The sequence below is a fragment of the Noviherbaspirillum sp. genome, assembly GCF_036563305.1.
GTDB lineage: Bacteria > Pseudomonadota > Gammaproteobacteria > Burkholderiales > Burkholderiaceae_D > Noviherbaspirillum.
This window is the reverse complement of record NZ_DATCMQ010000016.1, coordinates 582,121-606,497: the sequence shown is the minus strand read 5'-3', so window position 1 is coordinate 606,497 and position 24,377 is coordinate 582,121. Positions and strand designations below refer to the sequence as shown.

At 66.0% G+C, this 24,377-nt stretch carries 23 protein-coding genes; 13 read left to right on the top strand and 10 right to left on the bottom strand.

From position 1 onward, the window contains the following. Positions 1–2 precede the first annotated feature (2 nt). From VIM12_RS19285 to VIM12_RS19275, 3 genes are all read right to left on the bottom strand, one after another. Entirely contained in the window at positions 3–1,721 is a 1,719-nt protein-coding gene (locus VIM12_RS19285; protein ID WP_331943706.1) for a carbamoyltransferase family protein, read from the bottom strand. Positions 1,722–1,922: 201 nt separating this feature from the next. Continuing rightward, positions 1,923–2,234: a hypothetical protein gene (locus VIM12_RS19280; RefSeq protein ID WP_331943704.1), complete on the bottom strand. Its 312-nt coding sequence runs from the start codon at positions 2,232–2,234 to the stop codon at positions 1,923–1,925. Positions 2,235–2,303: 69 nt separating this feature from the next. Further along, positions 2,304–3,476, bottom strand: a complete 1,173-nt coding sequence (locus tag VIM12_RS19275; RefSeq protein ID WP_331943702.1) for an SRPBCC family protein — start codon at positions 3,474–3,476, stop codon at positions 2,304–2,306. A gap of 190 nt (positions 3,477–3,666) precedes the next feature. Here VIM12_RS19275 and VIM12_RS19270 point away from each other — a divergent pair, with 190 nt between their 5' ends. From VIM12_RS19270 to VIM12_RS19250, 5 genes are all read left to right on the top strand, one after another. Next, a complete protein-coding gene (locus tag VIM12_RS19270; protein ID WP_331943700.1) occupies positions 3,667–5,469 on the top strand; it encodes an ABC transporter ATP-binding protein/permease in 1,803 nt (600 codons plus the stop codon). A gap of 116 nt (positions 5,470–5,585) precedes the next feature. Next, positions 5,586–6,707 (top strand): glycosyltransferase family 2 protein, encoded by a 1,122-nt coding sequence (locus VIM12_RS19265; protein WP_331943698.1) that lies wholly within the window; start codon positions 5,586–5,588, stop codon positions 6,705–6,707. Continuing rightward, positions 6,704–7,714 (top strand): SPASM domain-containing protein, encoded by a 1,011-nt coding sequence (locus VIM12_RS19260; RefSeq protein WP_331943696.1) that lies wholly within the window; start codon positions 6,704–6,706, stop codon positions 7,712–7,714. Before VIM12_RS19265 ends, VIM12_RS19260 begins: the two co-directional genes overlap by 4 nt. 84 nt (positions 7,715–7,798) lie before the next feature. Beyond that, a complete protein-coding gene (locus VIM12_RS19255; RefSeq protein WP_331943694.1) occupies positions 7,799–8,746 on the top strand; it encodes a glycosyltransferase family 4 protein in 948 nt (315 codons plus the stop codon). Between the two features lie 33 nt (positions 8,747–8,779). Further along, entirely contained in the window at positions 8,780–9,280 is a 501-nt protein-coding gene (locus tag VIM12_RS19250; protein WP_331943692.1) for a hypothetical protein, read from the top strand. Between the two features lie 12 nt (positions 9,281–9,292). Here the strand turns inward: VIM12_RS19250 and VIM12_RS19245 are convergent, their stop codons facing one another. From VIM12_RS19245 to VIM12_RS19230, 4 genes are all read right to left on the bottom strand, one after another. After that, positions 9,293–9,592, bottom strand: coding sequence for a PRC-barrel domain-containing protein (locus VIM12_RS19245; protein WP_331943691.1), 300 nt, complete (start codon positions 9,590–9,592; stop codon positions 9,293–9,295). 48 nt (positions 9,593–9,640) lie between these two features. Beyond that, positions 9,641–10,477 (bottom strand): hypothetical protein, encoded by an 837-nt coding sequence (locus VIM12_RS19240; RefSeq protein WP_331943689.1) that lies wholly within the window; start codon positions 10,475–10,477, stop codon positions 9,641–9,643. Positions 10,478–10,609: 132 nt separating this feature from the next. Beyond that, positions 10,610–11,428: a mechanosensitive ion channel family protein gene (locus VIM12_RS19235; RefSeq protein ID WP_331943687.1), complete on the bottom strand. Its 819-nt coding sequence runs from the start codon at positions 11,426–11,428 to the stop codon at positions 10,610–10,612. Between the two features lie 76 nt (positions 11,429–11,504). Beyond that, positions 11,505–11,993 carry a glycine zipper 2TM domain-containing protein gene (locus tag VIM12_RS19230; protein WP_331943685.1) on the bottom strand — a complete coding sequence of 163 codons (489 nt, stop codon included), beginning with the start codon at positions 11,991–11,993 and terminating at the stop codon, positions 11,505–11,507. Positions 11,994–12,337: 344 nt separating this feature from the next. Here VIM12_RS19230 and VIM12_RS19225 point away from each other — a divergent pair, with 344 nt between their 5' ends. The 8 genes from VIM12_RS19225 to VIM12_RS19190 all read left to right on the top strand — a co-directional run bounded on the left by VIM12_RS19225 (position 12,338) and on the right by VIM12_RS19190 (position 20,304). Beyond that, positions 12,338–13,624: a glycosyltransferase family 1 protein gene (locus tag VIM12_RS19225; RefSeq protein ID WP_331943683.1), complete on the top strand. Its 1,287-nt coding sequence runs from the start codon at positions 12,338–12,340 to the stop codon at positions 13,622–13,624. 88 nt (positions 13,625–13,712) lie between these two features. Further along, a complete protein-coding gene (locus VIM12_RS19220) occupies positions 13,713–14,480 on the top strand; it encodes an SDR family oxidoreductase (protein WP_331943681.1) in 768 nt (255 codons plus the stop codon). Between the two features lie 104 nt (positions 14,481–14,584). After that, positions 14,585–15,181: an HAD family hydrolase gene (locus tag VIM12_RS19215; protein ID WP_331943679.1), complete on the top strand. Its 597-nt coding sequence runs from the start codon at positions 14,585–14,587 to the stop codon at positions 15,179–15,181. Beyond that, a complete protein-coding gene (gene waaF / locus VIM12_RS19210) occupies positions 15,174–16,298 on the top strand; it encodes a lipopolysaccharide heptosyltransferase II (protein ID WP_331943677.1) in 1,125 nt (374 codons plus the stop codon). Before VIM12_RS19215 ends, waaF begins: the two co-directional genes overlap by 8 nt. A gap of 231 nt (positions 16,299–16,529) precedes the next feature. Then, the gene (locus VIM12_RS19205; RefSeq protein WP_331943675.1) at positions 16,530–17,135 is read left to right on the top strand and encodes a hemerythrin domain-containing protein; all 606 of its coding nucleotides are present in this window, start codon (positions 16,530–16,532) and stop codon (positions 17,133–17,135) included. 135 nt (positions 17,136–17,270) lie between these two features. Beyond that, positions 17,271–17,903 (top strand): Ku protein, encoded by a 633-nt coding sequence (locus tag VIM12_RS19200; RefSeq protein ID WP_331943673.1) that lies wholly within the window; start codon positions 17,271–17,273, stop codon positions 17,901–17,903. 218 nt (positions 17,904–18,121) lie between these two features. Beyond that, a complete protein-coding gene (locus VIM12_RS19195) occupies positions 18,122–19,729 on the top strand; it encodes a catalase (protein ID WP_331943671.1) in 1,608 nt (535 codons plus the stop codon). A gap of 5 nt (positions 19,730–19,734) precedes the next feature. Continuing rightward, a complete protein-coding gene (locus VIM12_RS19190) occupies positions 19,735–20,304 on the top strand; it encodes an ankyrin repeat domain-containing protein (RefSeq protein ID WP_331943669.1) in 570 nt (189 codons plus the stop codon). On the opposite strand, the gene VIM12_RS19185 is transcribed toward VIM12_RS19190, so the two are convergent. The 3 genes from VIM12_RS19185 to VIM12_RS19175 all read right to left on the bottom strand — a co-directional run bounded on the left by VIM12_RS19185 (position 20,291) and on the right by VIM12_RS19175 (position 24,111). Continuing rightward, a complete protein-coding gene (locus tag VIM12_RS19185; protein WP_331943667.1) occupies positions 20,291–20,788 on the bottom strand; it encodes a DUF421 domain-containing protein in 498 nt (165 codons plus the stop codon). The two genes, VIM12_RS19190 and VIM12_RS19185, sit on opposite strands and share 14 nt — an antisense overlap. A 104-nt stretch (positions 20,789–20,892) precedes the next feature. Further along, on the bottom strand, positions 20,893–21,444 hold the full coding sequence (locus tag VIM12_RS19180; RefSeq protein ID WP_331943665.1) for a PRC-barrel domain-containing protein: 552 nt from the start codon (positions 21,442–21,444) through the stop codon (positions 20,893–20,895). 60 nt (positions 21,445–21,504) lie between these two features. Beyond that, a complete protein-coding gene (locus tag VIM12_RS19175) occupies positions 21,505–24,111 on the bottom strand; it encodes an FAD-dependent oxidoreductase (RefSeq protein WP_331943663.1) in 2,607 nt (868 codons plus the stop codon). Positions 24,112–24,377 lie beyond the last annotated feature (266 nt).

Below are 24,377 nucleotides of genomic sequence, written 5' to 3'. Positions count from 1 at the left end.
CTTCATGGCTTCTCCACGATGAAGGGGCCGATGGCAAGCACATCGAGCGGCGTGCTGCAGAACGACTCCACCGCATCGCGCGGATTGCAGACCACCGGCTCGCCACGGGTGTTGAACGAGGTGTTGATCAGCACCGGCACGCCGGTGCGCCGGTGGAATGCCCGCAGCAGGTCGTGGTACACCGGGTTCTGGCTGCGGTTGATGGTCTGGATGCGGGCCGTGCCGTCGACGTGCCGCACAGCAGGAATCCGCGCCTCCCGGTCCGGGCGCACGTCGTACACGAACACCATGAACGGCGAGACGCCGCCGTTGACGAACCATGCGGCCGCCTCCTCCTCCAGCACCACCGGCGCGACCGGGCGGAAATCCTCCCGGTCCTTGATCTGATTGAGGCGCTGCTGCATGCCGGGGTCGAGCGGCGACGCCAGGATCGACCGGGCGCCGAGCGCGCGCGGGCCGAATTCCATCCGCCCCTGGAACCAGCCGATGACCTTGTCCTCCGCCAGCAGTCCGGCCACCTCTTCCGACAGGTCCTGCGCGCGCCGGTAGCGCAGCTTGGCCTGCCGCAGGAAGGCTTCGATCTCCTCCTCGCCGTGGGCCGGGCCGAGGAAGGCATGCTCCATGACCCAGCGCCGCCCGTCGCTGCCGCGCTGGCAGGCGTCGACCCACAGCGCAGCGCCGAGCGCGGTGCCGGCGTCCCCCGCCGCCGGCTGCACCCAGACCCGCCGGAACGGTCCGCGGTCGCGTATGCGCGCGTTCATCACGCAATTCAGCGCGACGCCGCCGGCCAGCGCCAGGTTCTCGGCCCCGGTTGCCGCATGCAGCCAGCGCACCATCTCCAGGACGGTCTCTTCCAGCACGCGCTGCAAGGAGGCGGCGACATTCATGTGATGGTCGGTGAATTCGCTGCCGCGCTCGCGCTGTGGGCCGAACAGTGCGGTCCAGTCCGCGGGACGCACCTCGTACTGGCCGTCGCCGCGGTAGCGCAGGATGTCCCGGAACTGCGCGGCGAACAGCGGCTTGCCATAGGACGCCAGCGCCATCACCTTGTACTCGTCGGAGGAATGCAGGAAGCCGAGATGGGTGGTCAGGGACTCGTACAACAGGCCGAGCGAGTGCGGCAGGTTCACCTGGCCAAGCCGCTTATAGCGGCGGTCCCGGTAGATGCCGTAGCTGGTCGTCGCCTGCTCGCCGCGGCCGTCCATCGTCAGCACCGCGCACTCGTCGAAGGGCGCAGCCAGGAAAGCGCTGGCTTCGTGCGCGAGATGGTGCTCGATGAAATGCCACCGGAACGGCCCGTCGTGGCGCACGCCTTCGAAGCGCTTGCGCAGGTGGTGCGGGGCTCCGCCGGCCAACTGGCGCGGTGCGTTGACGATGGAGGACAGGAACAGCGGGTCCCAGGGTGACATCCACTCCTTGTCCGGATGCGCGGACGGTTCGAGCGGCAGCGTGATCACCGGCTTGCCGCGATGCGGGCCAAGCAGAATGCCGGGGTCGTACGAGTACGCCACATGCTCGACATCCGCCAGCCGTATGCCCGCCTCGCGCAGGCAGTAGTCGATCGCATGGAAAGGGAGCTGCCAGGTGGAGAACGGCACCGGTCTCTTGCCGTGCTTGATGCGGGTGAACCGCTCTTCCTCGGCGGCGGCGATCACCTCGCCATCGCGCACCAGGCAGGCGGAACAATCATGGTAGGCGGCGTTGATTCCGAGCGTGTGCACATCTTCCTCCGGGCAGGACACGCGCCACTCCGAGTGGACGGCGGCATTGAAAGCAGGAAAGCCGTTTTTCCATGCCGTATGCAATCCCTGTACCCGGGGCATTCCTCTTCCGCAAATCCCCGGCAGGCCGTCCTGCCCGGCTGTAAGAAGTGCAGCGGCTTGTAATTTTGGTTTCCGCCGGCGCCTTGCTGCCTGCCTTGCCTATGCCCGGCGCCGCACTGCCTGTGCATTTAGTGGCGCCGCCTGCTCGCGCTGCGCCATGCGCTTGTTGCGCAGGTAGACCGCCTCGCCGGCAAGCGCGGTCATCAGGATGAAGAAGTTGGCAAAGACGAACACCCAGTTTTCCACGAGATAGCTGTAGATGGTGAATCCCAGCGAAGCCGAGATCTGGCCGATGAAGAGCCACTTCGAGACGCCGGCGATGCTACCGCTGCGCCACTGCGAGTAGACCTGTCGGGAAATGGTGAGGACGAGAATGGCGGCGCTGATCCAGCCGATGATGTCGGCATTCATGGGTTTCCTTATCGGTTGAAGACATTGCAGGAATGGACGCCGGAAACCGTGGCGATGTTCCGCGCCCCTTCATGCTTCGCTGATTTCCACCCGCCCTGTTGCGGGCCGCGGTCTGCGCAGCACCGTCACCTGCAGCACACCGTTGCGCAATTCCGCGCTTACTGCTTCGGTATCGGCGTCTTCGGGGAGGGCCAGCGTGCGGTGGAAGCGGCCGTAGCGGAATTCGCTGCAATGCTGTACGTCCTCGCCGACGGTCACGGCCTGCGGCCGCAAGCCGCTGACCTGCAGCCGCCCCGGCCGCGCATCGACGGTGATGTCGGCACGGGGGACGCCGGGAACTTCGACGAACAGCAGGACCCGGTCCGGACTCTGTACCGTTTCGATCCGCGGCGACCAGGCGCCGCCGGCATCCTCCTGGCCGCGCAGCACGCCCGAGGCCTGGGCCAGCACGGTAAAGGCCTGCTCGACGCTGTCCGATACCCTGCGCATGGTGGTCACCGGATCCTGCCACCGGCCGAAAAGAGCGGGCAGCATGTCCGTCAGCGACAGCCGCGGACCACTGCGTCGCGCGCGCCCGCCGGCCCGGCTTCCACCGCCATTGCCGCTGGCCGCGCCGTTCCCCCCGCTGCCACCCGCGCCGATCGCAAGTGTGGCCGCGTTGTCGACGTTGTCCGCGTCATCCGCGCCGAAAGCTTGTTGCGGCCCGTCGGGAAATTCCGCAACGCTGGCCGTCGCCCGCAATCCCGTGCCGCCAGCCAGCGGATCAAGCGTGCCCGCGGCGCGCTCCGCCGCGGCACTGTGACTTGCCGTGCCGTCCTGCTCCCGCCCGCGCCAGTCTCCGCTGTCCCGCCCGAGCTTTTCGATGAACTGCTTGAAACGCACAAGGTCCTGCTCGGCGCCGTGGCGGACATCGTCCGTCGCCTGACCGTCCTGGTCCCGCTGCAGTGTTACCCGGGTGCATGCACCGGAGGTCGGCTGCAGCGCGATCCTCGCCTCGATGCGCGGGCCGTCGAGGCTGCGCCAGGCGATGCATTGCTCCGGAACTTGTTGTGTAATCTCCGCATCCCATTCCCTGTCGATCCCGGCGACATGTGCGTGCCAGCGCAGCCGCCGGTCATCGAGCTTGCGCACTTCCTTCACTCCCTGCATGAAGCGCGGGTACTGCTCGAAGCGCGTCAGCAGCGCGTAAGCGGTACCCGGTGACACATTGACCTCTATCGATTGCTCGACGCTAGCCATCATGGATCTCCTTGTTTGCAGTTCCCTTCGCGCAGCACAGCCAAACAAAAGTGCCGGACAGCACCGAAATAGCGGTGTGCATCCCCGGTGGTCGCCGCATGCGGCCTGACCGGCAGGCAAGGCACTGAAGTCGCTATTGCAACTTCCATTCCACGGCAAGCGGCAGTGCTTGCAATAAGGGAACTGAACACAGATGACAGAAACCAAACAAGAAAAGCCGGTCAACACCGCGCGGGTGATGCGCGACCTGTGGCAGGTCGTCAAGCAGTTCCGCGGCCGCATCGCGATTGCGCTGTTCTTCCTGATCCTGGCAAAGCTGGCGGTGGTGTCGGTGCCGCTGGCGTTGAAGAGCATCGTCGACGAACTGTCCCGGCCGGAAAACACGCTGATTCTGCCGGTGATGCTGCTGGCCGGGTATGCGCTGCTGCGCTTCGCGAGCACGCTCTTCAACGAGCTGCGCGACCTGGCCTTCTCGCGCGTGACCCAGCACACGGTCGCCAACTACGCGCTGAACACCTTCGCCCACCTGCATGCGCTCGGTTCGCGCTTCCACGCGCAGCGGCGCATCGGCGGCCTGCTTCCGGATATCGACCGCGGCACCAACGGCATCGCCTTCCTGCTCGGCGTCGCGCTGTTTACGCTGGTGCCGACCTTTCTCGAGATCGCCATGGTGGTCGGCATCATGACCGCCCGCTACAGTGACTGGTACACGCTGATCCTCGGTGTCACTTTCGTCGTCTACTGCGGTTTCACCCTGGTCTTCACCGCGCGCCGGGCGATCTTCCAGCGCCGGGTCAACCGCCTCGACTCCAATGCCAAGAGCCTGCTGGCGGACAGCCTGCTCAACTACGACACGGTGAAGTACTTCACCAACGAGAAGGTCGAGTCGCAGCGCTTCAACCACATCATGGACAACTGGGCCGACGCGCAGGTGCACAACCAGAAAGCCCTGTTCACCCTTCACGTCGGCCAGAGCGCCATCATCGCCTTCGGCGTCGGCGCCGTGATGCTGCTTGCGGGACGCGACGTGCTGACGCGGGCCATGACCGTCGGCGACCTGATCCTGATCAACGCCTATGTGATCCAGATCTGCCTTCCGCTGAACGCCCTCGGCTTCGTCTACCGCGAGGCGCGCGACGCCCTGGTGAATGCCGAAAAGCTGTTCCAGCTGCTGCGCGAACGGCCGGAGATCGAGGAGGCCCCCAACCTGCCGCCGTTACGGGTGACGCGCGGCGAAGTGGTGTTCGACAACGTCAGCTTCGCCTATGAGCCGGAGCGGCCGATCCTGCACAACGTCAGCTTCCGCATTCCGCCGGGCGGCACCGTCGCGGTGGTCGGCGGCAGCGGCTCCGGCAAGTCGACCCTGGCGCGCCTGCTGCTGCGCTTCTACGAAGTCGGCTCGGGCACGGTATCGGTGGACGGCCAGGACATCCGCAAGGTCAGCTCGGCCAGCCTGAGGGAGGCGATCGGCGTGGTGCCGCAGGAGGCGCTCATGTTCAACGACACCATCGGCTACAACATCGGCTACGGGCGCAAGAATGCCACCAAGGAGCAGATCGTCGCCGCCGCCCGCGCCGCGCACATCCACGAGCTGATCGACTCGCTGCCGCAGAAGTACGACACGCCGGTCGGGGAACGCGGCGTCAAGATGTCGGGCGGGGAGAAGCAACGGATCGCACTGGCCCGCGCCATCCTGAAGAATCCGCCGCTGCTGATTTTCGACGAGGCGACGTCGGCGCTCGATACCGCATCCGAACAGGCGATCCAGGCCGAACTCGACGCGCTCGCGGTCAACCGGACCACGCTGGTGATCGCACACCGGCTGTCGACCGTGGTCGACGCGACCGAGATCCTGGTGATGGACCGCGGCAGGATCATCGAACGCGGTACGCACAGCCAGCTGTTGCAGCAGAACGGCGCCTATGCCCGGCTGTGGCAGTTGCAACAGCGCGAGGACACCGACAACGCGCAGCGGCGGATGCATCGCGCTGCCTGAAACGACCGGACGCCGCCGTACCACGCGCTGGAACAACTCTTGCTGTATCGGGTACGCCGGTAGCCTGTGCGACCGGGCAGCTTGAAAAACAATAAGGGGCTTGCGAGGCAGCATCCATGACAAAGATACTTGCATTTGACAGGAACCGCCGCGGCGCCGCCGGCCGCGGCGCCGGCGCCGAGACTGGCGGCCTCAGGCTGCGCGGCGGCGCCGTCCCATTCACCGTGATCGAGGGCGGCGCAGGCGGTGTCGCCATCGAGAGCAGGATTGCCGTCTCGGTGGTCGTGCCCAGCAAGGGCCGTCCCCAGCTGCTCAACCGATGCCTGGCCAGCCTGGTGCTGCAGCGTTTCGATCCCGAGCGCTTCGAAATCATCGTGGTGGATGACGGACCGGATGACGGCACCCGGGAAGTCGTGACCGATTGGGCATCGCACACCGAAGGCAAGGGACCGGAAGTCATCTACATTCCGTCGATGGGGCCGCATGGGCCGGCCGCGGCACGCAACCATGGATGGCGTGCGGCCCGCGGTGCGATCATCGCGTTCACCGACGACGACACCATCGCCCGGACCGACTGGCTGAAGAACGGGGTGCGCGCGTTCGAGGACGGCGTGGACGCCGTTTGCGGCCGCATCGTCATGCCGTTGTCGGGAACGCCGACCGACTATGAACTCGACGCCAAGCAGCTGGAGAACGCCGAGTTCGTCACGGCCAACTGCTTCTGCCGGCGCAAGGTGCTGGAGGATCTTGGCGGATTCGACGAACGCTTCCTCAGCGCCTGGCGCGAGGACTCGGACCTGTACTTCCGCCTGATCGACTACCACGCCAATATCGTGCGCGAGCCGCGCGCGGTGATGATGCACCCGGTGCGCCCCGCCGGCTGGGGGGTCAGCCTGCAGCAGGTGAAGAAGGTGCAGTTCGATGCGCTGCTGTACAAGAAGCATCGCCAGCTTTACCGGCGGCGCATCCGCGCGACGCCCCGGTGGGATTTCTACCTGACGGTGGCGGCGCTGGCGCTGGCGCTGGCCGCGCTGCCGTTCGGCGCGCGCCTGCTGGCCGGCGCCGCCGGCGCCGTCTGGTTGTTGATGACGGCGCGCTTCTGCGCCCGCCGGCTGCGCAACACTTCCCATTCTCCCTCGCATGTCCTGGAGATGGTGGTGACCTCGATGCTGATACCGCCGCTTGCCGTGTTCTGGCGCGTGGTCGGCGCCTGGAGATTCAAGGCAGGACTGCTGTGAACGCCACCACTGCCCTGCCCCGCTACGTGCAGATCGAGCCGGTCGGGCAGTGCAACCTCCGCTGCCGCATGTGTCCGATCCAGTTCCGGGACGAGGGCCATCCCGGACAGCCGCGCGCGTACATCGACTTCGACCTGTTCTGCCGCCTGGTGGACCAGTTTCCATCGATGACCGAACTGCAGCTGCAGGGACTGGGGGAGCCGCTGCTGCATCCGCGCTTCTTCGACATGGTGCGCTATGCCACGGCCCGCGGCATACAGGTCTCGACCAACAGCAACATGACGGTGATGAGCGAGCGCGGGGCGTCGGAATGCGTCGACAGCGGGCTGCACACCCTGCATGTCTCGCTCGACGGCGCCACCGCCGACACCTACCAGGAGATTCGCCTGCGCGCCCGGTTCGACCGGGTGCTGCGCAACCTGCGGCGGCTGGTGCAGATGCGCGCAAGCCGCAACAACCTCCTGCCTCACCTGCGCCTGGTGGCGGTCGCCATGCGGCGCAATCTCGAGGAGCTTCCCGACCTGGTCAGACTGGCCCATCGTGAGGGCATCCGGACGATCTTCGTCCAGCACCTGTGCCACGATTTCGGCGAATCCACCCTGCCCGGCCGCTACCAGCCGATGCGCAGCTTCATCGACCGGCAGACCCTGCTCAACGAAGACCCGGATCGGGTGGCACGCTACTTCGGCGAGGCGCGCGAGGAAGCCGCCGGCCTCGGCCTCGAACTGCGCCTGCCCAGTCTGCAGCCGCGCAGCCATCCTGCCGGCACGTCCGGCCGCGCCCGCTGCGACTGGCCATGGCGCGGCGCCTACATCAGCTATGACGGCAAGGCGATGCCCTGCTGCATGGTCGCCACGCCGGACCGTATTCACTTTGGTGATATGGCGCAAGACGGCGTGGAACAGGTCTGGAACAATCAGGCTTACTCGGCCTTTCGCGATCAGCTCGAGAAAGGACCGGCGCCGGAAGTCTGCCGGAGCTGCGCGCTGTACGCGGGCACGTTCTAGCGCGGCACAGCGGCGCCATCGCCGCCCCTTCCGGGCCGGCGTCCTCCGTACCCGTCAACCACGGCCTGTTGGAACCCTTCGCTCATGCAGAGAAAACTCAGAATCCTGACCTGGCATACCCATGGCAGCTATCTCTACTACCTGACCCAGGCGCCGCATGATTTCTACGTGCTGTCGAAGCCCGGCCGTCCGGCCGGCTACGGCGGACGCGGCGGTCATATCCCCTGGGGCGACAACGTCTTCGACATGCCGGTCAGCGAGGTGCGCAACCATGAGTTCGACTGCATCGTCTTCCAGGACGACCACCAGTACTTCAGCGATCAGCATGAATTCCTGAGCGAGGCGCAGCGCCGCCTGCCGAAGGTCTACATCGAGCATGACCCGCCGCGCCAGAACCCGACCGACGAGCGGCACCCGGTGGACGACCCCGATGTGCTGCTGGTGCACGTCACCCCGTTCAACGCGCTGATGTGGGACAGCGGCCGCACGCCCTCGCGGGTGGTCGAGCATGGCGTCAAGGTGCCCGCGGGCGTCACGTATTCCGGCGACATCCCGCGCGGGCTGGTGGTGGTCAACAACATCGCCAGCCGCGGACGCCGTCTCGGCGGAGACATCTTCGCCGACATGCGCGACCGGGTGCCGCTCGACCTGGTGGGCATGGGCGCCGCCGAGATCGGCGGCATCGGCGAGGTCCAGCATGCGCAACTGCCCGCCTTCTCCGCAAAGTACCGCTTCTTCTTCAATCCGATCCGCTACACCAGCCTCGGCCTGGCGGTGATCGAGGCGATGATGGTCGGCTTGCCCGTGGTGGCGCTGGCCACGACCGAGATGGCGACCGTGATCCAGGACGGCGTGTCCGGCTTCGCCAGCAACGACCCCTCGACCCTCGCCGACCGCATGCAACGGCTGCTCGCGGACCGGGACCTGGCCGCCGGCATGGGCGACGCCGCCCGCCGCTACGCCTCTGAGCGCTTCGGCATCGAACGCTTCGCGCGCGACTGGGACGCGGTATTCCGCACCGTCGCCGCCTGAACCACCAGATTCATTCAAAACGGGAGAAACGCAATGCCTGGCCACACCGGTAGTTATCTGCTCGACCGCGACGCCGCCGCGAAGGCGGTGAAGCTCAGCCTGCCCATGATCGAAGAGGCGATGAAGCACAAGGAAGTCGGCGAGAGCGGCTTCCTGTACATCGTCATCATGGATCCGCTGCGCACGCCCGACAACGCAAGCTTCGAGGAGGCGATCCTGTACGAACACGCCATCGGCGATCGCGAGAAGTGGGATGCCGACTATGCGGGATTTGCGCGCGCCAAGGCGCGCGTCGCCTGGCGTACGGGCATGGACAGCCACCTGGTACAGGAGCTGCGGCCGCATCTGCTCGCGGCAAAGGACACGGTGTTGTGGGGGAGTGTCGTCGTCGACGGCATCGTAGTCGGCGTCAGCGGCGCCAATGCCTGGTATGACGAGGCCTTTGCCGGCACGATCGCGATGTGCATGCGTGCGCTGGCGAAGGCGGCGGTGGTCGAGGAAAGGAAGAGGGGCCTGTTCCTGCCGGCGGAGTAACGCCGCCCTGCCTCAGGCAAAGGTATAGAACACCAGCCGCGACTTTTCCGAATCGAAGTACAGCGTGTGCCAGGGGATCGCCACCACGGCGCCCTGGCGCCGCCGCGCCAGCAGCACGAAACGCAGCTGATGGGTGACGGCATCCACCATCAAATGATCGACCACGCCGATCCTCTCACCCGCCGTCGTCACCACCGGGCACCCGTGCAGCAGTTCCGCGGTATTCGATTCCTGTACCGACATCTTCATGAACCGCGGCGGTCCGGGTTTCGCCCGACGCGGCCGGAAGCGGCTGCCTGCTTTGCTTTGCATGACGGCTCCTGCTGTAAGAGTTTGGTGGAGAGGGGTGACGTTCAAGGCTCAGCGACCGCCGCTGCCGGTCCAGCTGACCCGGCGCCGCGATCCGCGCGCGCCAAGCATGCCGCCGATGATGCCGATGGCGAGCGCCAGCGCCACCGTCAGGAACACCACCCAGGCCGCGGTGCCTGCCGCGCGTACTGCATCCTCGGCCTTGACCTTGCCTTGCTGCGAAGCGGCATCCGGGGTGCCGGCAAGGATCAGCGCCTGGTCCACCAGCGCCTCCGCCTTCGCCTGCTCCACGCCCATGGTGCCGCCCACCAGCTGTACCGCCTGCTCCCGCTGCCCGTCCTGCAGGTGCTGCTGCAACTGCCGCATCGCCTGCGGCGTCACGTTCGCGCCCTGCATCCGCAGCAGCGAGGCCAGGGGAGACTGGCCGCCGCTGGCGGTCTGGGCGCCCGCCGCCCCCGCCAGCTTGTTCATGTTGCTGAAGACGCCGCTGACCAGCGCGCCGCCGACCGACGTCGCCAGGATCACGAACATGATCGTGGTGACCGCCCATGACACCGCGCCGTGCAGCACGCCGTCGGCCTTGCGCTTCAGGCCCGACATGCGGGCAGCGACGTAACCTCCGAAGAACGCCGCCACCAGCATGCTGATGCCGGCCCAGATCAATGGTCCGGTGCCCATGCTCTCGCCCTCGGCAAGCGCCGTGGACGACAGGCCCATCGCAATGCCAAGGAGCGTCAGGACGAGCTGGACAGAGATACCGACCGCGACCCCGGCCAGCACCGCACCCCAGCGGATCGCCGGAAACACCTGGCGGCGCATGCCGTCTCCGGCCGCGCCGACCTGCCGGACGGCATCGGCTCCGGCGCCGTGGGTTTCGCTGATCGCCATCTTGTCCTCTCCTTCGATCGGGTCAGATTCTTCTTCCCGGTATTTACGGACGCAACATCCGTGCCGATGCAAGGGCCTTGCATTAGGCAAGACTGTCCGGACCGGGGCTAAGTTCCACTGGCGCAAGGTGCTTCAGGAAGCGGCCTCGGTCTCCTTCACCTCGTCGATCGCGAGCTTCATCCTGCGCAGGAACTCGCGTCGCACCCGCCACTGCTTCCCCGGCATGACCTTGATCCGGCAGCGCAGCGTGACGGCTGCGTCCGCAACCTGCTCGACCCCGCCGATATCGATGTCCTCGAGGATGAGCGGGCCGGTTACCGGATCGGCGCGCAGCGCTGCCGATATCGCGCGCATCGTCCCGAAGACTTCGTCCAGGTTGTCCTGCCGGCGCACGTTGAGGTCGATGACCGCATAGGCAAAATCGCGGCTGCGGTTGGTGACCGTGGTGATCATGCCGTTCGGGATGAAATGTACGCTGCCATCGTAGTCGCGGATGCGGATGTGGCGCAGCGTCACGCGCTCGACGAAGCCGCTCTTGCCCGCCGCCTCGATCACGTCACCTTCGCTTACCTGGTTCTCGATCAGCAGAAACAGTCCGGTAAAGAAATCCTTGACCAGGCTCTGGGCGCCAAAGCCGACGGCGATGCCGGCCACGCCGGCCGTGGCAAGCAGTGGCGTCACCGAAATTCCGATCGCACCCAGGGTGAGCATGACGGCGATGCCGATGATCACCACGTTCGCCGTGTACCGGAACACGTTCATCAGCGTCTCGATACGGCGCGCGTCCCGGTTCTGGCCGGTCCGGTGCTCGACGATATGCGTGCGGAGGGTGCGCAGCGTACGCCGTATCAGGCGCAGGGAGAGCCAGGCAAGTGCCCAGATCAGCAGGATGTCGACCCACGGGCGCAACGTGGCCATCCAGAGTTTCAGGCCGAGCAGTTCGTTGTCCATCGTCCTCCCGTTTCTTCAGCACAAAAAGGAAGTGCAGGCATCGCTGCCTGCACTTCCGTGGCAATGGCCGCGCGGGTCAGCGGAAACGCTCGACTATCACCCCGTTGTCCAAGCGGACGCGCTCGCCGATCTGGACACCCGGCGGCACTTCCTGCATCAGCGTCTGGACCGCGCCGTTGTCCATCCGCACGGCGACGCGGTAGACCTCGCCGGCGCGCGCATTGCGCTCCATCGCCCGCCCTGCCAGGGCGCCGCCCGCCACGCCGGCGACGGTGGCCGCGGTACGACCACTGCCGCCGCCGACCTGGTTGCCGAGCACGCCGCCGACCACTGCGCCGGCGACGGTGCCGAGGCCGACACCGGCCTGCTCGCGCGGCACGACGTCAATCGCCTGCACGACGCCATAGCCGGTCGCGGCGCTGGTCGTGGTGGTGACTGGAATGGAGCTGGTCGTGGTGACGGGAATCGCGCTGCTGGAGGAGGTACTGGTCGGGGTACTGCCGCACGCGGCGAGCAGTGCGACCGAAGCGCTGGCAACTGCCAGTTTGATCTTGTTGGTACGCATGGTCATCTCCTTTTTCAGACTTCACAGGTCGGCGCCCCTGCATCCAGCAGGAAAATTTCACGCCGTCTCGAACAAGGCGCGATGCATGTCCCGTGCCAACGCGCGACGAGCTTGCTAAAGCGCAGTTCGGACCACGGGAGGCTGCAGTAAGGTCACCGTATATCTCTGCAGCAGACCCGCCGAAAGATTTACAGCCACGGGTAGGAATTACGAAGCCATTGCAATGCAATCCGGCACCTTCGGATGCCGCACCTGCCGGGAATACCTACAGGACATGCACTGGGTACAAGGTTTGCTTCTGCAACAACATGGCGGACCTTGACCATCAACACTCTATTTCGACCATGCGAAAAATTGCCCTCATCAGCGAACATGCATCGCCCCTGGCCAAGCCCGGCAGCATCGACAGCGGCGGCCAGAACGTCTACGTCGCCCAACTGGCGATGCACCTGGCCCGCCTCGGCTACCTGGTGGACGTTTTCACCCGCCGCGATTCGACGCTGCTCGACCAGGTCGTGGACTGGGTCCCCGGCGTACGGGTCGTGCATGTGCCGGCCGGCCCCGCGCATTTCATCCAGAAGGAGTCGATGCTGCCCTTCATGGAGCAGTTCGCGCGCTTCATGATCCGCTTCGCCCGCAGGGAAAAGATTCCGTACGACCTCGTCCATGCAAACTTCTTCATGTCGGGCATCGTGGCAAAGCAGGTCAGGCAGGCGCTCGGCATTCCGTTCGTGATCACCTTCCATGCACTCGGGCGCGTACGCCGCCTGTCGCAGAAGGAGGCAGACGGCTTCCCGGATGCCCGGTTCGACATCGAGGAACAGCTGATGCGCGAGGCCGACCGCGTCATCGCCGAATGCCCGCAGGACCGGCAGGACATGGAGGCGCTCTATCACGCGCCCGCGGATCGCATCGACATCGTTCCCTGCGGCTTCGATCCGGACGAGTTCTGGCCGGTGACCCTGGACGCCCGTCAGCAGCTCGGATTGAACCGGGACGAGTTCATCATCCTGCAGCTGGGCCGCATGGTGCCGCGCAAGGGCGTCGACAACGTGATCGAGGCAACCGCGATCCTGCGGCACCGCTACAAGGTGCCGGTGCGGCTGCTGGTCGTCGGCGGCAATTCCGAGACGCCGGACCCGGTGGCGACGCCTGAGCTGGGGCGGCTGCAGCGGAAGACCCGCGAGCTGGGCATCGACGACTGCGTGACTTTCACCGGCCAGCGCCAGCGCGGACAGCTGCGCTATTACTACAGCGCCGCGAACGTCTTCGTCACCACGCCCTGGTATGAACCCTTCGGCATCACGCCACTGGAGGCAATGGCCTGCGGTACGCCGGTGGTTGGCAGCGCGGTGGGCGGCATCAAGACCACCGTGGTCGACGGCGAGACCGGATGCCTGGTGCCGCCGAAGGACCCCGAGGCGCTGGCCGAGCGGCTTGAATGGCTGTACCGGCATCCGCACGCGGCACAACGCATGGGCTGGTCCGGCATGCGCCGCGCCTATCAGAACTATACCTGGCGAAGCGTCGCGGGCAATGTCGCCGCCGTCTACGAGCGCGTGCTGGAACCGGCCGGCACCTATCCGCTGCCGCCGCTGGTCGCGTCCGGCGAGGTCGGCTTGCGCAGTTGAACAGCAATTCCGTTTGCGTCAAGAACGCTTGTTGCAGCGCATCGTACGCTAGTCGCAGTTTTCGTCATCAACTTCTCTGGAGAGTGAATTGAGCACAACACAACTGACCAGTTATGTCGCAGACCCGGCGGACGCCGGCCAACTGGCGGGCAAGACCATCCTCGTCACCGGCGGCGCCAGCGGCCTCGGCACCGCCCTCTGCCATGTGCTTTCCGGGGCGGGCGCCAACGTGATCGTCGGCGACCTCAACCTCGACAAGGCGCAGACTGTCGCCTCGTTGCTCGATGCATCGGCGGGCAAGACGCATGCGGTCGGCTTCAACGTTGGCGATCCGGTCGCCGCCGAGCGTGCGATCGAAGACGCGGTGGCGCGCTTCGGCCGGCTCGACGTGCTGATCAACAATGCCGGCACCGACGTCACCTTGCCGGTCGAGGAACTGACGTTCAACGACTGGGACCGGGTGATGCGCACCAATCTCTACGGCCCCTTCCTGCTGTCCAAGTTCGCCGCGCGGCACATGAAGAAGGCCGGCGGCCAGATCATCAACATCGCCTCCACTGCGGCCAAGCGCGCATGGCCGAATGCCTCCGTCTACCACGCCAGCAAGTGGGGCCTGCTCGGCCTGTCGCATGCCCTGCATGCCGAGCTGCGTTCGATGAACATCAAGGTCACCGCGGTCCTGGCCGGCGGCATGCGCACCCCCTTCCTGCTCGACCGCTTCCCGGACATCGACGTCTCGACCCTGCAGGACCCGGTCAACGTCGCCAAGGCAGTGAAAGGCGTGATCCTGCTGCCCGAAGAAACCGTGATCCCCGAGATCATGGTGCTGCCGATGAAGGAGAGCTCCTGGCCCTGAACCCCGGGCGCCGATTCCCGCGGGCGGCGGCCCGCGGGTTGCACCCGCGCCGGGCGGCGTCTTCCGCCCGGCCCACCCCCATCCGAATACCTGGAACACCCCATATGCGCGCAATCTTTCTCGACAAGGATGGGACCTTGGTGGAGGACATTCCCTACAACGTCAACCCAGCCCTGCTCGAGCTGACGTGGCAGGCCGGCCAGGCGCTGCAGATCCTGCAGCAGCTCGGCTATGCGCTATTCGTCGTGACCAACCAGGCCGGCGTCGCCAAGGGCCTGTTTACAGAAACCGCGCTGCAGCCGATTCATAGCCGGTTGGCCGAGCGGCTCGCGCAGTATGGCGTGAGCCTGCGCGGTTTCTATTACTGTCCGCACAGTCCGGACGGCGTGGTGGCCCGCTACACGACCGAGTGCGATTGCCGCAAGCCGATGCCCGGCATGCTGCTGCGCGCGGCACAGGAGCACGGCATCGACCTGTCGCAGTCGTGGATGATCGGCGACATCCTGAACGACGTCGAGGCCGGACGGCGCGCCGGCTGCCGGACGGTGCTCCTCGACAACGGCAACGAAACCGAGTGGGAGATGTCGGCGCTGCGCGCGCCGCACCTGACCGCGCCCAATCTTTACGTGGCCGCCACCATGATCGCGGCGCAGCATGCCGCATGTGCCGTGGGCCAGGAGGAAGCACCACACCATGAATGACCAGCAATGGCGGCAAGCACGGCGCGTGCTGTGCATCCGTCTCGATTATCTCGGCGACGTCCTGATGACGTCGCCCGCCATCCGCGCACTGCGCGAGTCGCTGCCGGGGTGTCATATCACCCTGCTCACCTCGGGCAGCGGTGCGGCCGCCGCGCGCTACATCCCGGAGATCGACGACACGATCGTTTACGCCGCGCCATGGCTCAAGAGCAGCACGCCGCACGGCTCCGCCCAGGACATGGAAATGATTGCGCGCCTCGCGGCCGGCCGCTTCGACGCCGCGGTCATCTTCACCGTCTACAGCCAGAACCCGCTGCCGGCGGCAATGTTCTGCTACCTCGCCGGCATTCCGCTGCGCCTCGCGCATTGCCGCGAGAATCCGTACCAGCTGCTGACGAACTGGGTGCGCGACACCGAACCACAGGAAAACCTGCGGCACGAGGTGCAGCGCCAGCTGGACCTGGTCGCCAGCGTCGGCGCCCGTACCGCGGACGAGCGCCTGTCCTTCACGCCCGGGGATGCCGACCGGCGGGCGGTGCGCGAACGGCTCGACGCACTCGGGATCGATCGCGCACGTCCCTGGGCGGTCGTGCATCCCGGGGCCACGGCTGCTTCCCGCCGCTATCCACCAGAGCTCTTCCGTGAAGCGGCGCGCCGCCTGCAGTCGCGCACCGGCTGCCAGCTGGTCTTCACCGGCGGCGCCGACGAGGCCGAGCTGGTCGAGCAGGTGCGCGCGGGCATGCCGGGCACCCACAGCCTGGCCGGCGCACTCCAGCTCGGCGAACTCGCAGCCCTGCTGGCCGAGGCCCCGCTGTTAATTTCCAACAATACCGGTCCCGCGCACATCGCTGCGGCGGTAGGTACGCCGGTGGTCGACCTGTACGCGTTGACCAACCCGCAGCACACGCCATGGCAGGTCCCCAGCCGCGTCCTCTACCAGGAGGTCGACTGCGCCTTCTGCTACAAGAGCGCCTGTCCCCACGGCCACAACCGCTGCCTTGCCGGTGTCACTCCGGAGCAGGTCGCGAACGCCGCGATTGAACTGCTGCAAGGTGGCAGGCAGCAAGAACCGAACACTGCTGTCGTCCGCATTCCGGTGCGTGCCAGGGCGGCGTGAGGCCGCGGCATGTTCCGCTGAACTTTTTACACCTGCATGAAAAAACGGAAGGCGGGCTCCAACAGCCCGCGGGGCTGCGGCGGCAAGGTGCCGCCGCCGGCATCCTCCCGATCCGATCTGCATCAAGTTTTCTGTTGATTTCCCGCCGCCGCAGCCCGGATTCCGGACCCGGGGCACATGGCATGGAGCTTGCGATACTGTCATCACGCAGCCAAACATAGGAGAACAAAGATGCCACGCAATGCACCTTCAAAGACCGCCTCGAAGACTGCCTCGAAATCCGCCCGACCCGCGCCGAAGGCAGCAAAGAAAGCCGACGCAATCAAGATCCTGACCGAAGACCACCGGAAGGTCGCCGATCTGTTCGACGAGTTCGAGAAACTGAAGAAGAAGGACGAGCTGGATGACGAGTCGAAGCAGTACATCGTCGAGACCGCGTGCGCGGAGCTCACGATACACGCCCAGCTGGAGGAGGAGATCTTCTACCCGGCCGCGCGTGACGCGATCGAGGACATGGACCTGCTCGACGAGGCAGAGGTCGAGCATGCTTCGGCCAAGCAGCTGATCAGCGAACTGTCCGCCATGCAGCCGGGCGACGACCTGTACGACGCCAAGTTCACGGTGCTCGGCGAGTATGTGAAGCATCACGTCGAAGAGGAAGAGAACGAGCTCTTCAAGAAAGTGAAGAAGGCCGAGCTCGACCTGGAGGAGATCGGCGAGGAGATCCTGCAGCGCCGGATGGAACTGCGCGAGGAGCTCGGCATCGCCTCCGACGAGGAAGAAATCGAAGCGGAAGAAGCACCCAGCACCACCAAGCGCCGTCGCAGCGTGCACTGAGGCGCTGCAGCAGACGGCAGGCGCCAGCAACGGCAATCGGGGCGGCGGCATCAAATCCGCCCCGGCAGGGCCTCTCGGCAGGCCCGGCACGCGCAGTAGTGGCAGACCTGCATATTCAATGAAGAAAGGCTACTTGTGATTCTGCCTGAAACGGAACTCCACCCAACCGCGTCGCGACCGACGCACGCAGTCGACATCCTTGCGTTCGTCGAAGCGCAGGAGATACCGCCGGACTATTTCGAGACGCCCTACACCCTGTCTCCCGCGCCCGGTGGCGAGAAGGCGTACGCGCTGCTGCGCGAGACGCTCCGCCGTACCCGCAGGATCGGCATCGCGTATGTCGTGATCCGCGCCCGGCGGCACCTTGCCGCGCTCGTGCCGCAAGGGCAGTCGCTGGTGCTGAATACCCTGCGCTGGACCAGCGAAGCGGGCGACGCCGACTTCTTCGGCCTGCCCGAGGAAGATGCGATGGAGGCCCGCGAACTGGCCATGATGTCGCCCCGCTGGGACGACGCCGGCACCGCGAGCTGGGACCTGGACTGGCACCGCCAGTCCTACGAGCGGGATTTCAACACCCTTGCCCAGCACTCCGACAAGCTTGACAACCGGCCGGCAATCGTCGTGGAGGAGCTGGACGCGTTCAGCGACGACGAGGACGACATCGATTTCGACGATTACCTGTGCTACACGCTGCGGCAGCGCCGCCACCTCGCGGACGGCCATGCCGCGCGCCGCGCCCGGGGCGGCCACTGGCGCACGCGCAGATAACGATTTCCTGAGGCGAAGCCATGCCTGTTCGGCTTGCAGGGCAATGAAAATTGCCCTGCTTTTTTTCGTCCGGACGCGGCGGGAACGCTTGTGCGGCCGCAGCCTCTATACCGCTACGGCATTCTCCTCCCCGCTCCCGCTGCGCATACCCGGGTTGCGCCCTGGCACCGCTACCACGCCGCGACCGCACCCGCATCGCCCTCAAGAAAGGAATCGCCATGAAAGAGCAAGCGCCCATCCTGACCAACCGGCAGGGTCATCCCATCAGCGACAACCAGGCCTTGCGTTCGGTCGGCGAACGCGGACCGGCCACCCTGGAGAACTACCAGTTCATCGAGAAGATCACCCATTTCGACCGCGAGCGCATTCCCGAGCGCGTGGTGCATGCGCGCGGCACCGGCGCCCATGGGTGGTTCGAACCGTACGGGCGGATCGGCCAGGAGCCCGCATCGAAATATACCCGCGCCACGGTGCTTACCCAAACCGGCGTGCGTACGCCGGTATTCGTCCGCTTTTCCACCGTCATCGGTGGACGCGAGTCGCCGGAGACGGCGCGCGATCCGCGCGGCTTCGCCATCAAGTTCAAGACGGTGGACGGAAACTGGGACCTGGTCGGCAACAACCTGAAGGTTTTTTTCATCCGCGATGCCATCAAGTTTCCCGACATGATCCATGCGTTCAAGCCCGACCCGGTCACCAATCGCCAGGAGCCGTGGCGCTTCTACGACTTCGTATCCCAGTCGCCCGAAGCCCTGCACATGGTCACCTGGGTGAAGAGTCCATGGGGAATACCTGCCAACTATCGTGAGATGGAGGGCTCGGGCGTCAACACTTACAAACTGGTCAACGACCAGGGCGTCGCGCATCTGGTCAAGTTCCACTTCCAGCCAAAGCAGGGCGTGCGGAATCTGACGGCACAGCAGGCGGCCGAGATCCAGGCCAACGACGTCGGCCATGCGACGCGCGACCTGTACGAGGCCATCGAGCGTGGCGACTTCCCGGAATGGGAATTCTGCGTGCAGATCATGGAGGACGGCGAGCACCCCGAGCTGGACTTCGACCCGCTCGACGATACCAAGCGCTGGCCGGAAGACCGTTTTCCACTGCTGCCCGCGGGACGCCTGGTGCTCGACCGCAATCCCGACAATGTCTTTGCCGAGACCGAGCAGTCCGCCTTCGGCACTGGCGTGCTGGTGGACGGCATCGATTTCTCCGACGATAAGATGCTGCAGGGCCGTACCTTGTCCTATTCCGACACGCAGCGCTACCGCGTCGGCCCGAACTACCTGCAGCTGCCGATCAATGCGCCGCAGGAGAATGCGCGTGCGCACACCAACCAGCGCGACGGGCAGATGGCGTTCTACGTCGATCAGTCGGCGCAGAACAAGCACATCAACTATGAGCCAAGCGGCCTCGGCGGCCTGCGGGAAGCGCCAAAGCCGGAGAAGGAATACCACCAGTGGGTGGAAGGACATCTGGGCCGCTACCAGACCACCCGTACCGCGGACGACTACCGGCAGGCGGGTGACCGCTACCGCTCCTTCGCGGATTGGGAGCGCGACGACCTGGTCGCCAACATCGGCGGCGACCTCAGGCAGTGCCCGGAGCCGGTGCAGCTGCGCATGGTCTGGCATCTCTGGCATTGCGACGAGGACTACGGAAGGCGGGTGGCGGAGACGGCCGGCGTCGACCTCGACAAGGCCAGGGCGCTGCCGCCGCTGCCCGGCAAGCCGGCTCCGCACCAGGCCCGCCAGGCGTCGACCTACAGCAGCGGCAGCCAGGAGGCGTCGACCACCCGGGCGGACGAAACCGCAGGCGCGAAGTAGCAGGCATGGAACGCCAGGCACAAGGAGAACGGCGCGGCGCGGACGCGGAGGCTGGCGTCCGCCCAGCCCCTCCGCCCCTCGACGACGAAACGCTCGCCTATGCGCAGCTGATCTTTCAGCTGGTGCGGGGCGGCGACGCCGCCCGCCTCGGCCCGTTGCTCGCGCGTGGGCTGCCACCCAATCTGTGCAACCAGAACGGCGACAGCCTGCTGATGCTGGCAAGCTACCATGGCCATGCGGAGGCTGCGCGCCTGCTGCTCCTGCACGGCGCGGATACCGGCTTGCGCAACGATCGCGGGCAGACGCCGCTGGCGGCGGCCGCTTTCAAGGGCGACACGCCTGTCGTGTCACTGCTGCTGGCTCACGGCGCGGATGTCGAGGGGGTGAGCCCCGACGGCAGGACGGTCCTGATGCTGGCGGCGATGTTCGACCGTGTCGAGGTGCTCGAACTGCTGCTTGCGGCCGGCGCCGATATGTTCGCCCGCGACGGGCGCGGCATGACGGCGCTGGACGCGGCGCGCGCCATGGGAGCGCATGGCGCGGCCGCGCGGCTCGCGGCGCTCAGTCCCTCTTGATGACGCTGATCTGGCCGTCGGACTCCATGTAGACGTGCCGTACCTGTGCCAGCGACTCGAAGCCGTTCTGGCGCAGCTTGCTCCACAGTTCGTCTTCCGTGATCAGCTCGCGCCGCATGTTGCGATACTGGATACGGCCCTCCTTCACCAAAGGTAGCGACCGCGGCTCCGCCAGCCGCCGGAACCAGGCAAAGCGGAAGCTCATCCAGTCGAACAGGAAATTCCATCCGATCAGCACCGACACCAGCAGCATGCCGTCCACCACGGACTGATACTCACCCGACATGCCGTTCTGTGCTGCGTCGGCCACGATCACCAGCAGCAGTACGTCGGCAATGCCCACTGCGCCAACGTCGCGTCGGATGACGAAGCGGAAGATCAGGAACAGGAACCAGTAGATCGCCGTGCCTCGCACCACGATTTCCATTGGGGGAATGCTGAAGCGGAACAGCGCCTCCCAGTCGACGGACGAGAATGCTTCCATGAAGTCTCCGGTGATATGCCGCCTGCCTGCGGCACAAAAATAGGCGCCTTCGCGGGCGCCCGCGCAATGCAGGGGTTGCCGGCATGAACCGGCACGCGCCAGATCTAGCGCCGTTCGCCGCGCCCTGCGTTGCCGCTGCCTGTGTTGCCCGCGCCCGAACTGGCGCTGCCCCCCGCGTTGCCCGAAGTGAGCGGCTGCGTCGGGAACGGGCCGCGTCCCACCGCCCGGTTCCAGTAGCGGTCGATCTCCTCGTTCCAGCGCTGGTCATCCGTGTCGGGCCATTCGCCCATGTCGAAGCCGGGCGCCTGGGCGATCACCTCGCGGTCGGCATGCAAGACATAATGGCCGCCATCAGCTGCCGGTTCGAGCGCGCGCCATGGGACCGGATGCAGCCTGCGCCGCGAGTTGAAGCCGAGCACCGCGTAGGCGACCTCGCCCCGGCCGCTGTCCAGGAGCAGGTCCTTTACTTCGCCGATCTTGCGGTCGTTCGCATCATGCACGGGCGCGCCGATGATGCGGCTGCCCCGGTACAGCTCCTGCTGCTGCAACGAGGCCTTGCGTCCGCCGCCGCCGCGTGCGCTGTCGCCGGCGGCGTCGGCGTCGGCGGCCCCGGCATACACCAGCGCGGCAAGAAGGATGGTGGTCAGTTTTCTCATGCGGACGGGTTTTCCTTGAAGGTTGAACGTCGGCGTCATACGCCGTCCTGCGCGCCCGCCCTATTCCGCAGCCACCGCGCTCTTCTGCTCCTGCCACCTGACCGCGTCCGCCGCCTTCTTCCCGGCCAGGAAGGCATGGTCCGAGTTGTAGTACTCCCATTCGCTATAGCGTCCGGCAAGGATGATGTCGTACTTCTGCAGCCAGGAGCGGATGACATCGACGTTCCTGGCCCGGGCATGGTCGTAGATCACGTAGGCATAGGGCATGTCCACCTCGTTGGCGACGACGATGCGGTCGTCCTCGCGCAGGATGCCCACCTTGATGCAGTCCTGTATGCAGCGGTCGATCAGCGCCTGGCCGGTGCAAGGCAGCGGTTTCCATTCGGCCGAATAACTGATCTCGCAGGTCAGGCCGAAGCCGCCGGGCGGATTGCATTCCGGGCTGGCGTTCCCCTGCACGAAAATGCGATGGAAGATGCTGTCCTCCGGATAATAGATCCAGTGCTTGTCGGTGATGTTCTCGCGTGCCACGCCAAGGTTGACGCAGCGCACGGAGACGTGCTTCAGGTCGGCGGCGGCATCCCGTACTTCCTGCGGCGCCTCGTCGCCGATCATCTGCACCAGCAGGGGCAAGGGCATGGTGCTGATCAGGTTTTCGTACTGGTAGCGGCGTCCGTCCGCCAGCGTCAGCGTGCGCTGCCGCGGCGACACGCCGACCACTTCCGCGTTGAGCTCGATCGTGCCCTTGATGTGCGGGACGAAGGCGGACATCAGCGCCTGGAAGCCGCCCCGCAGCGGATAGCCGAAACGGGCGTTAGGGCCGAGCGGCTTCGCGACCGGCTGCAGCGCGCCGTCGAGGATCTGCTCCAGGTCCGGCAGGGGCACGCGCCCGCCAAGCCAGGAGGTCTCCATCTGGTTCAGCGGCACCGCCCACAGCTTGCGATTGTAGGGAATGGCGAAGTGCTTGGCGATGCCGGTGCCCCAGACCTGGTAGATGAACTCCTCGAAGTTCTCCGGGGCGCGGGTCTCCAGCGCCGCCACGTTGGCCGCGCCTGTCCCCGCCCCGTCGGCCGCCTCTCCTGCGCGCGCCGGGGCCGGCGCGACGGCCTGCTCGGCGCTGGCGCCATAGCGTGCCTCCACCGCCCCGAGGATGCATTCCTTGACCACCTCCGGTGGCAGTCCGTAGAGCGCGCCCTGGAACGGATAGCGCGTGTAGACGTTCTTGCTGTACACCCAGGCTTCGCGATCCTGCCAGTGGACGTTCGAGCCGAGCAGCAGGTCGTACATGTCGCGCACGTAGGGGTCATTGGAAAACATGATGTGACCGGCATGGTCGAAAGTGAATCCGTCCTGCCTGATCGAACGGCACCAGCCGCCAACCATGTCGCCCTTCTCCAGCAGGACGGCGTCGTGCCCGAGGTGATAGGCGGCGGAGAGCCCGGTCGGACCGGCGCCGATGATCGCCGTCCTGGCAAAGCGCGCGTTATCCTGGACCGGCAGGCGGTTCACGTTGGACGCCGCGGCGATGGCCGGATCGGCAGGGGCCATCGCCGGCGTCGTCCGGTCGGTTCGGCGCGGGACGCTGTCGAGCAGCGCACGCATCTTCTCGGCGGTGGTGTCCCACGATGTCGATGCCAGCACGCGCCGCATTTTCGCCACTTTCTCGGCGTGCTGGTCGGGGCTCGCGAGCAGCGCCGCCTCGCAGGCAGCGATGAACGCCTTTGGATCATCCGCGATCGCGACAATGTCGCTGTAGGCGTCTGCGACATCCGTGACCGGCGTGCTCACGATGGGAAGCTCTGCCGCCATGTACTCGAGCGTCTTGGTGGGACTGATGTAACGGGTGGATTCGTTCAATGCGAACGGCAGCAGGCACACGTCCCAGCCAGCGAGGAACTGGGGCAGCGCCTCGTAGGGCTGCTGGCCGAGATAGTGGATGTTGGCCCGCTGCGGCAGCAGCGAAGGGTCGATCTTGACGACCGGCCCCACCAGCACGATCTGCCACATCGGGTGCGCGTCCGCGAGCTGCTCAACCAGCCGCGCGTCGAAGCGCTCGTCGATCACGCCGTAGAATCCAAGCCGCGGGCCCGGTATGTCCTTGTGCGCGGGATGCGAGTTGGTCCGGTCCAGCGCCTGGATGAAATGGGCGCTGTCGACGCTGCTGGGAAAGCAGTGGACGTTCGGATGCCGGTCGCGCTTCGATCGGTACAGGCTCTGGCCGCCGGTGAACACCAGGTCGGCCACCTTCAGCAACGCGCTCTCCCGTTGCAGCAATTGCTTGGGCGCGTTCTTGAAAGAAGCCAGCTCGTCCATGCAGTCGTAGACCACCAGCCGCGGATGCAGCTCCTGCAGGAGCGGCAATGCCATCGGGGTATAGAACCACGCCATATGGTCATCGTAATCCCGCACCAGCTGGCGCAGCAGTTTCTGCAGGTGGGGCAGCTGGTCATCATGAAAGCCGGGCATGTTGACCGGCGTGTGCGGCTGGCACACCAGGATGTTCGGCGCCGGCGAGTAGGTTTTCATGCGGGTCTCATGCTCGTCGTACACCGGCTCTTCCACGATCACTATCGGGAAGTGCTTGGCCAGGCGCGAAAGCAGATGCTGGGGCCGCTGGTAGACGAAGTCCCAGCGCAGGTGCGAAAAAACGATGATTGCAGAAGCCATGCTATCTCCTTGCCGATAGGTAGAGGTGTTCTGGGGGGATGGGTCGGAAGGTGTCCGCCTGATAAGCGGGCGCCGTCGCTTCCCGCTGCGGGATACGCAACGGGCGGCTGCTGGCCGCGCGATGAAGAGTCGAAAGCAAATGCCGATGAATGCCTGTCATGTCTGCGCTGTGTATGTCTTGTCGTACCGCGCCGCCGCGTACGGCCGTTGCTGCGGCCCTCGTCAGCGGTGCAGGCCGGGCGAAATTTGGAAGCGGGCAGGCATCT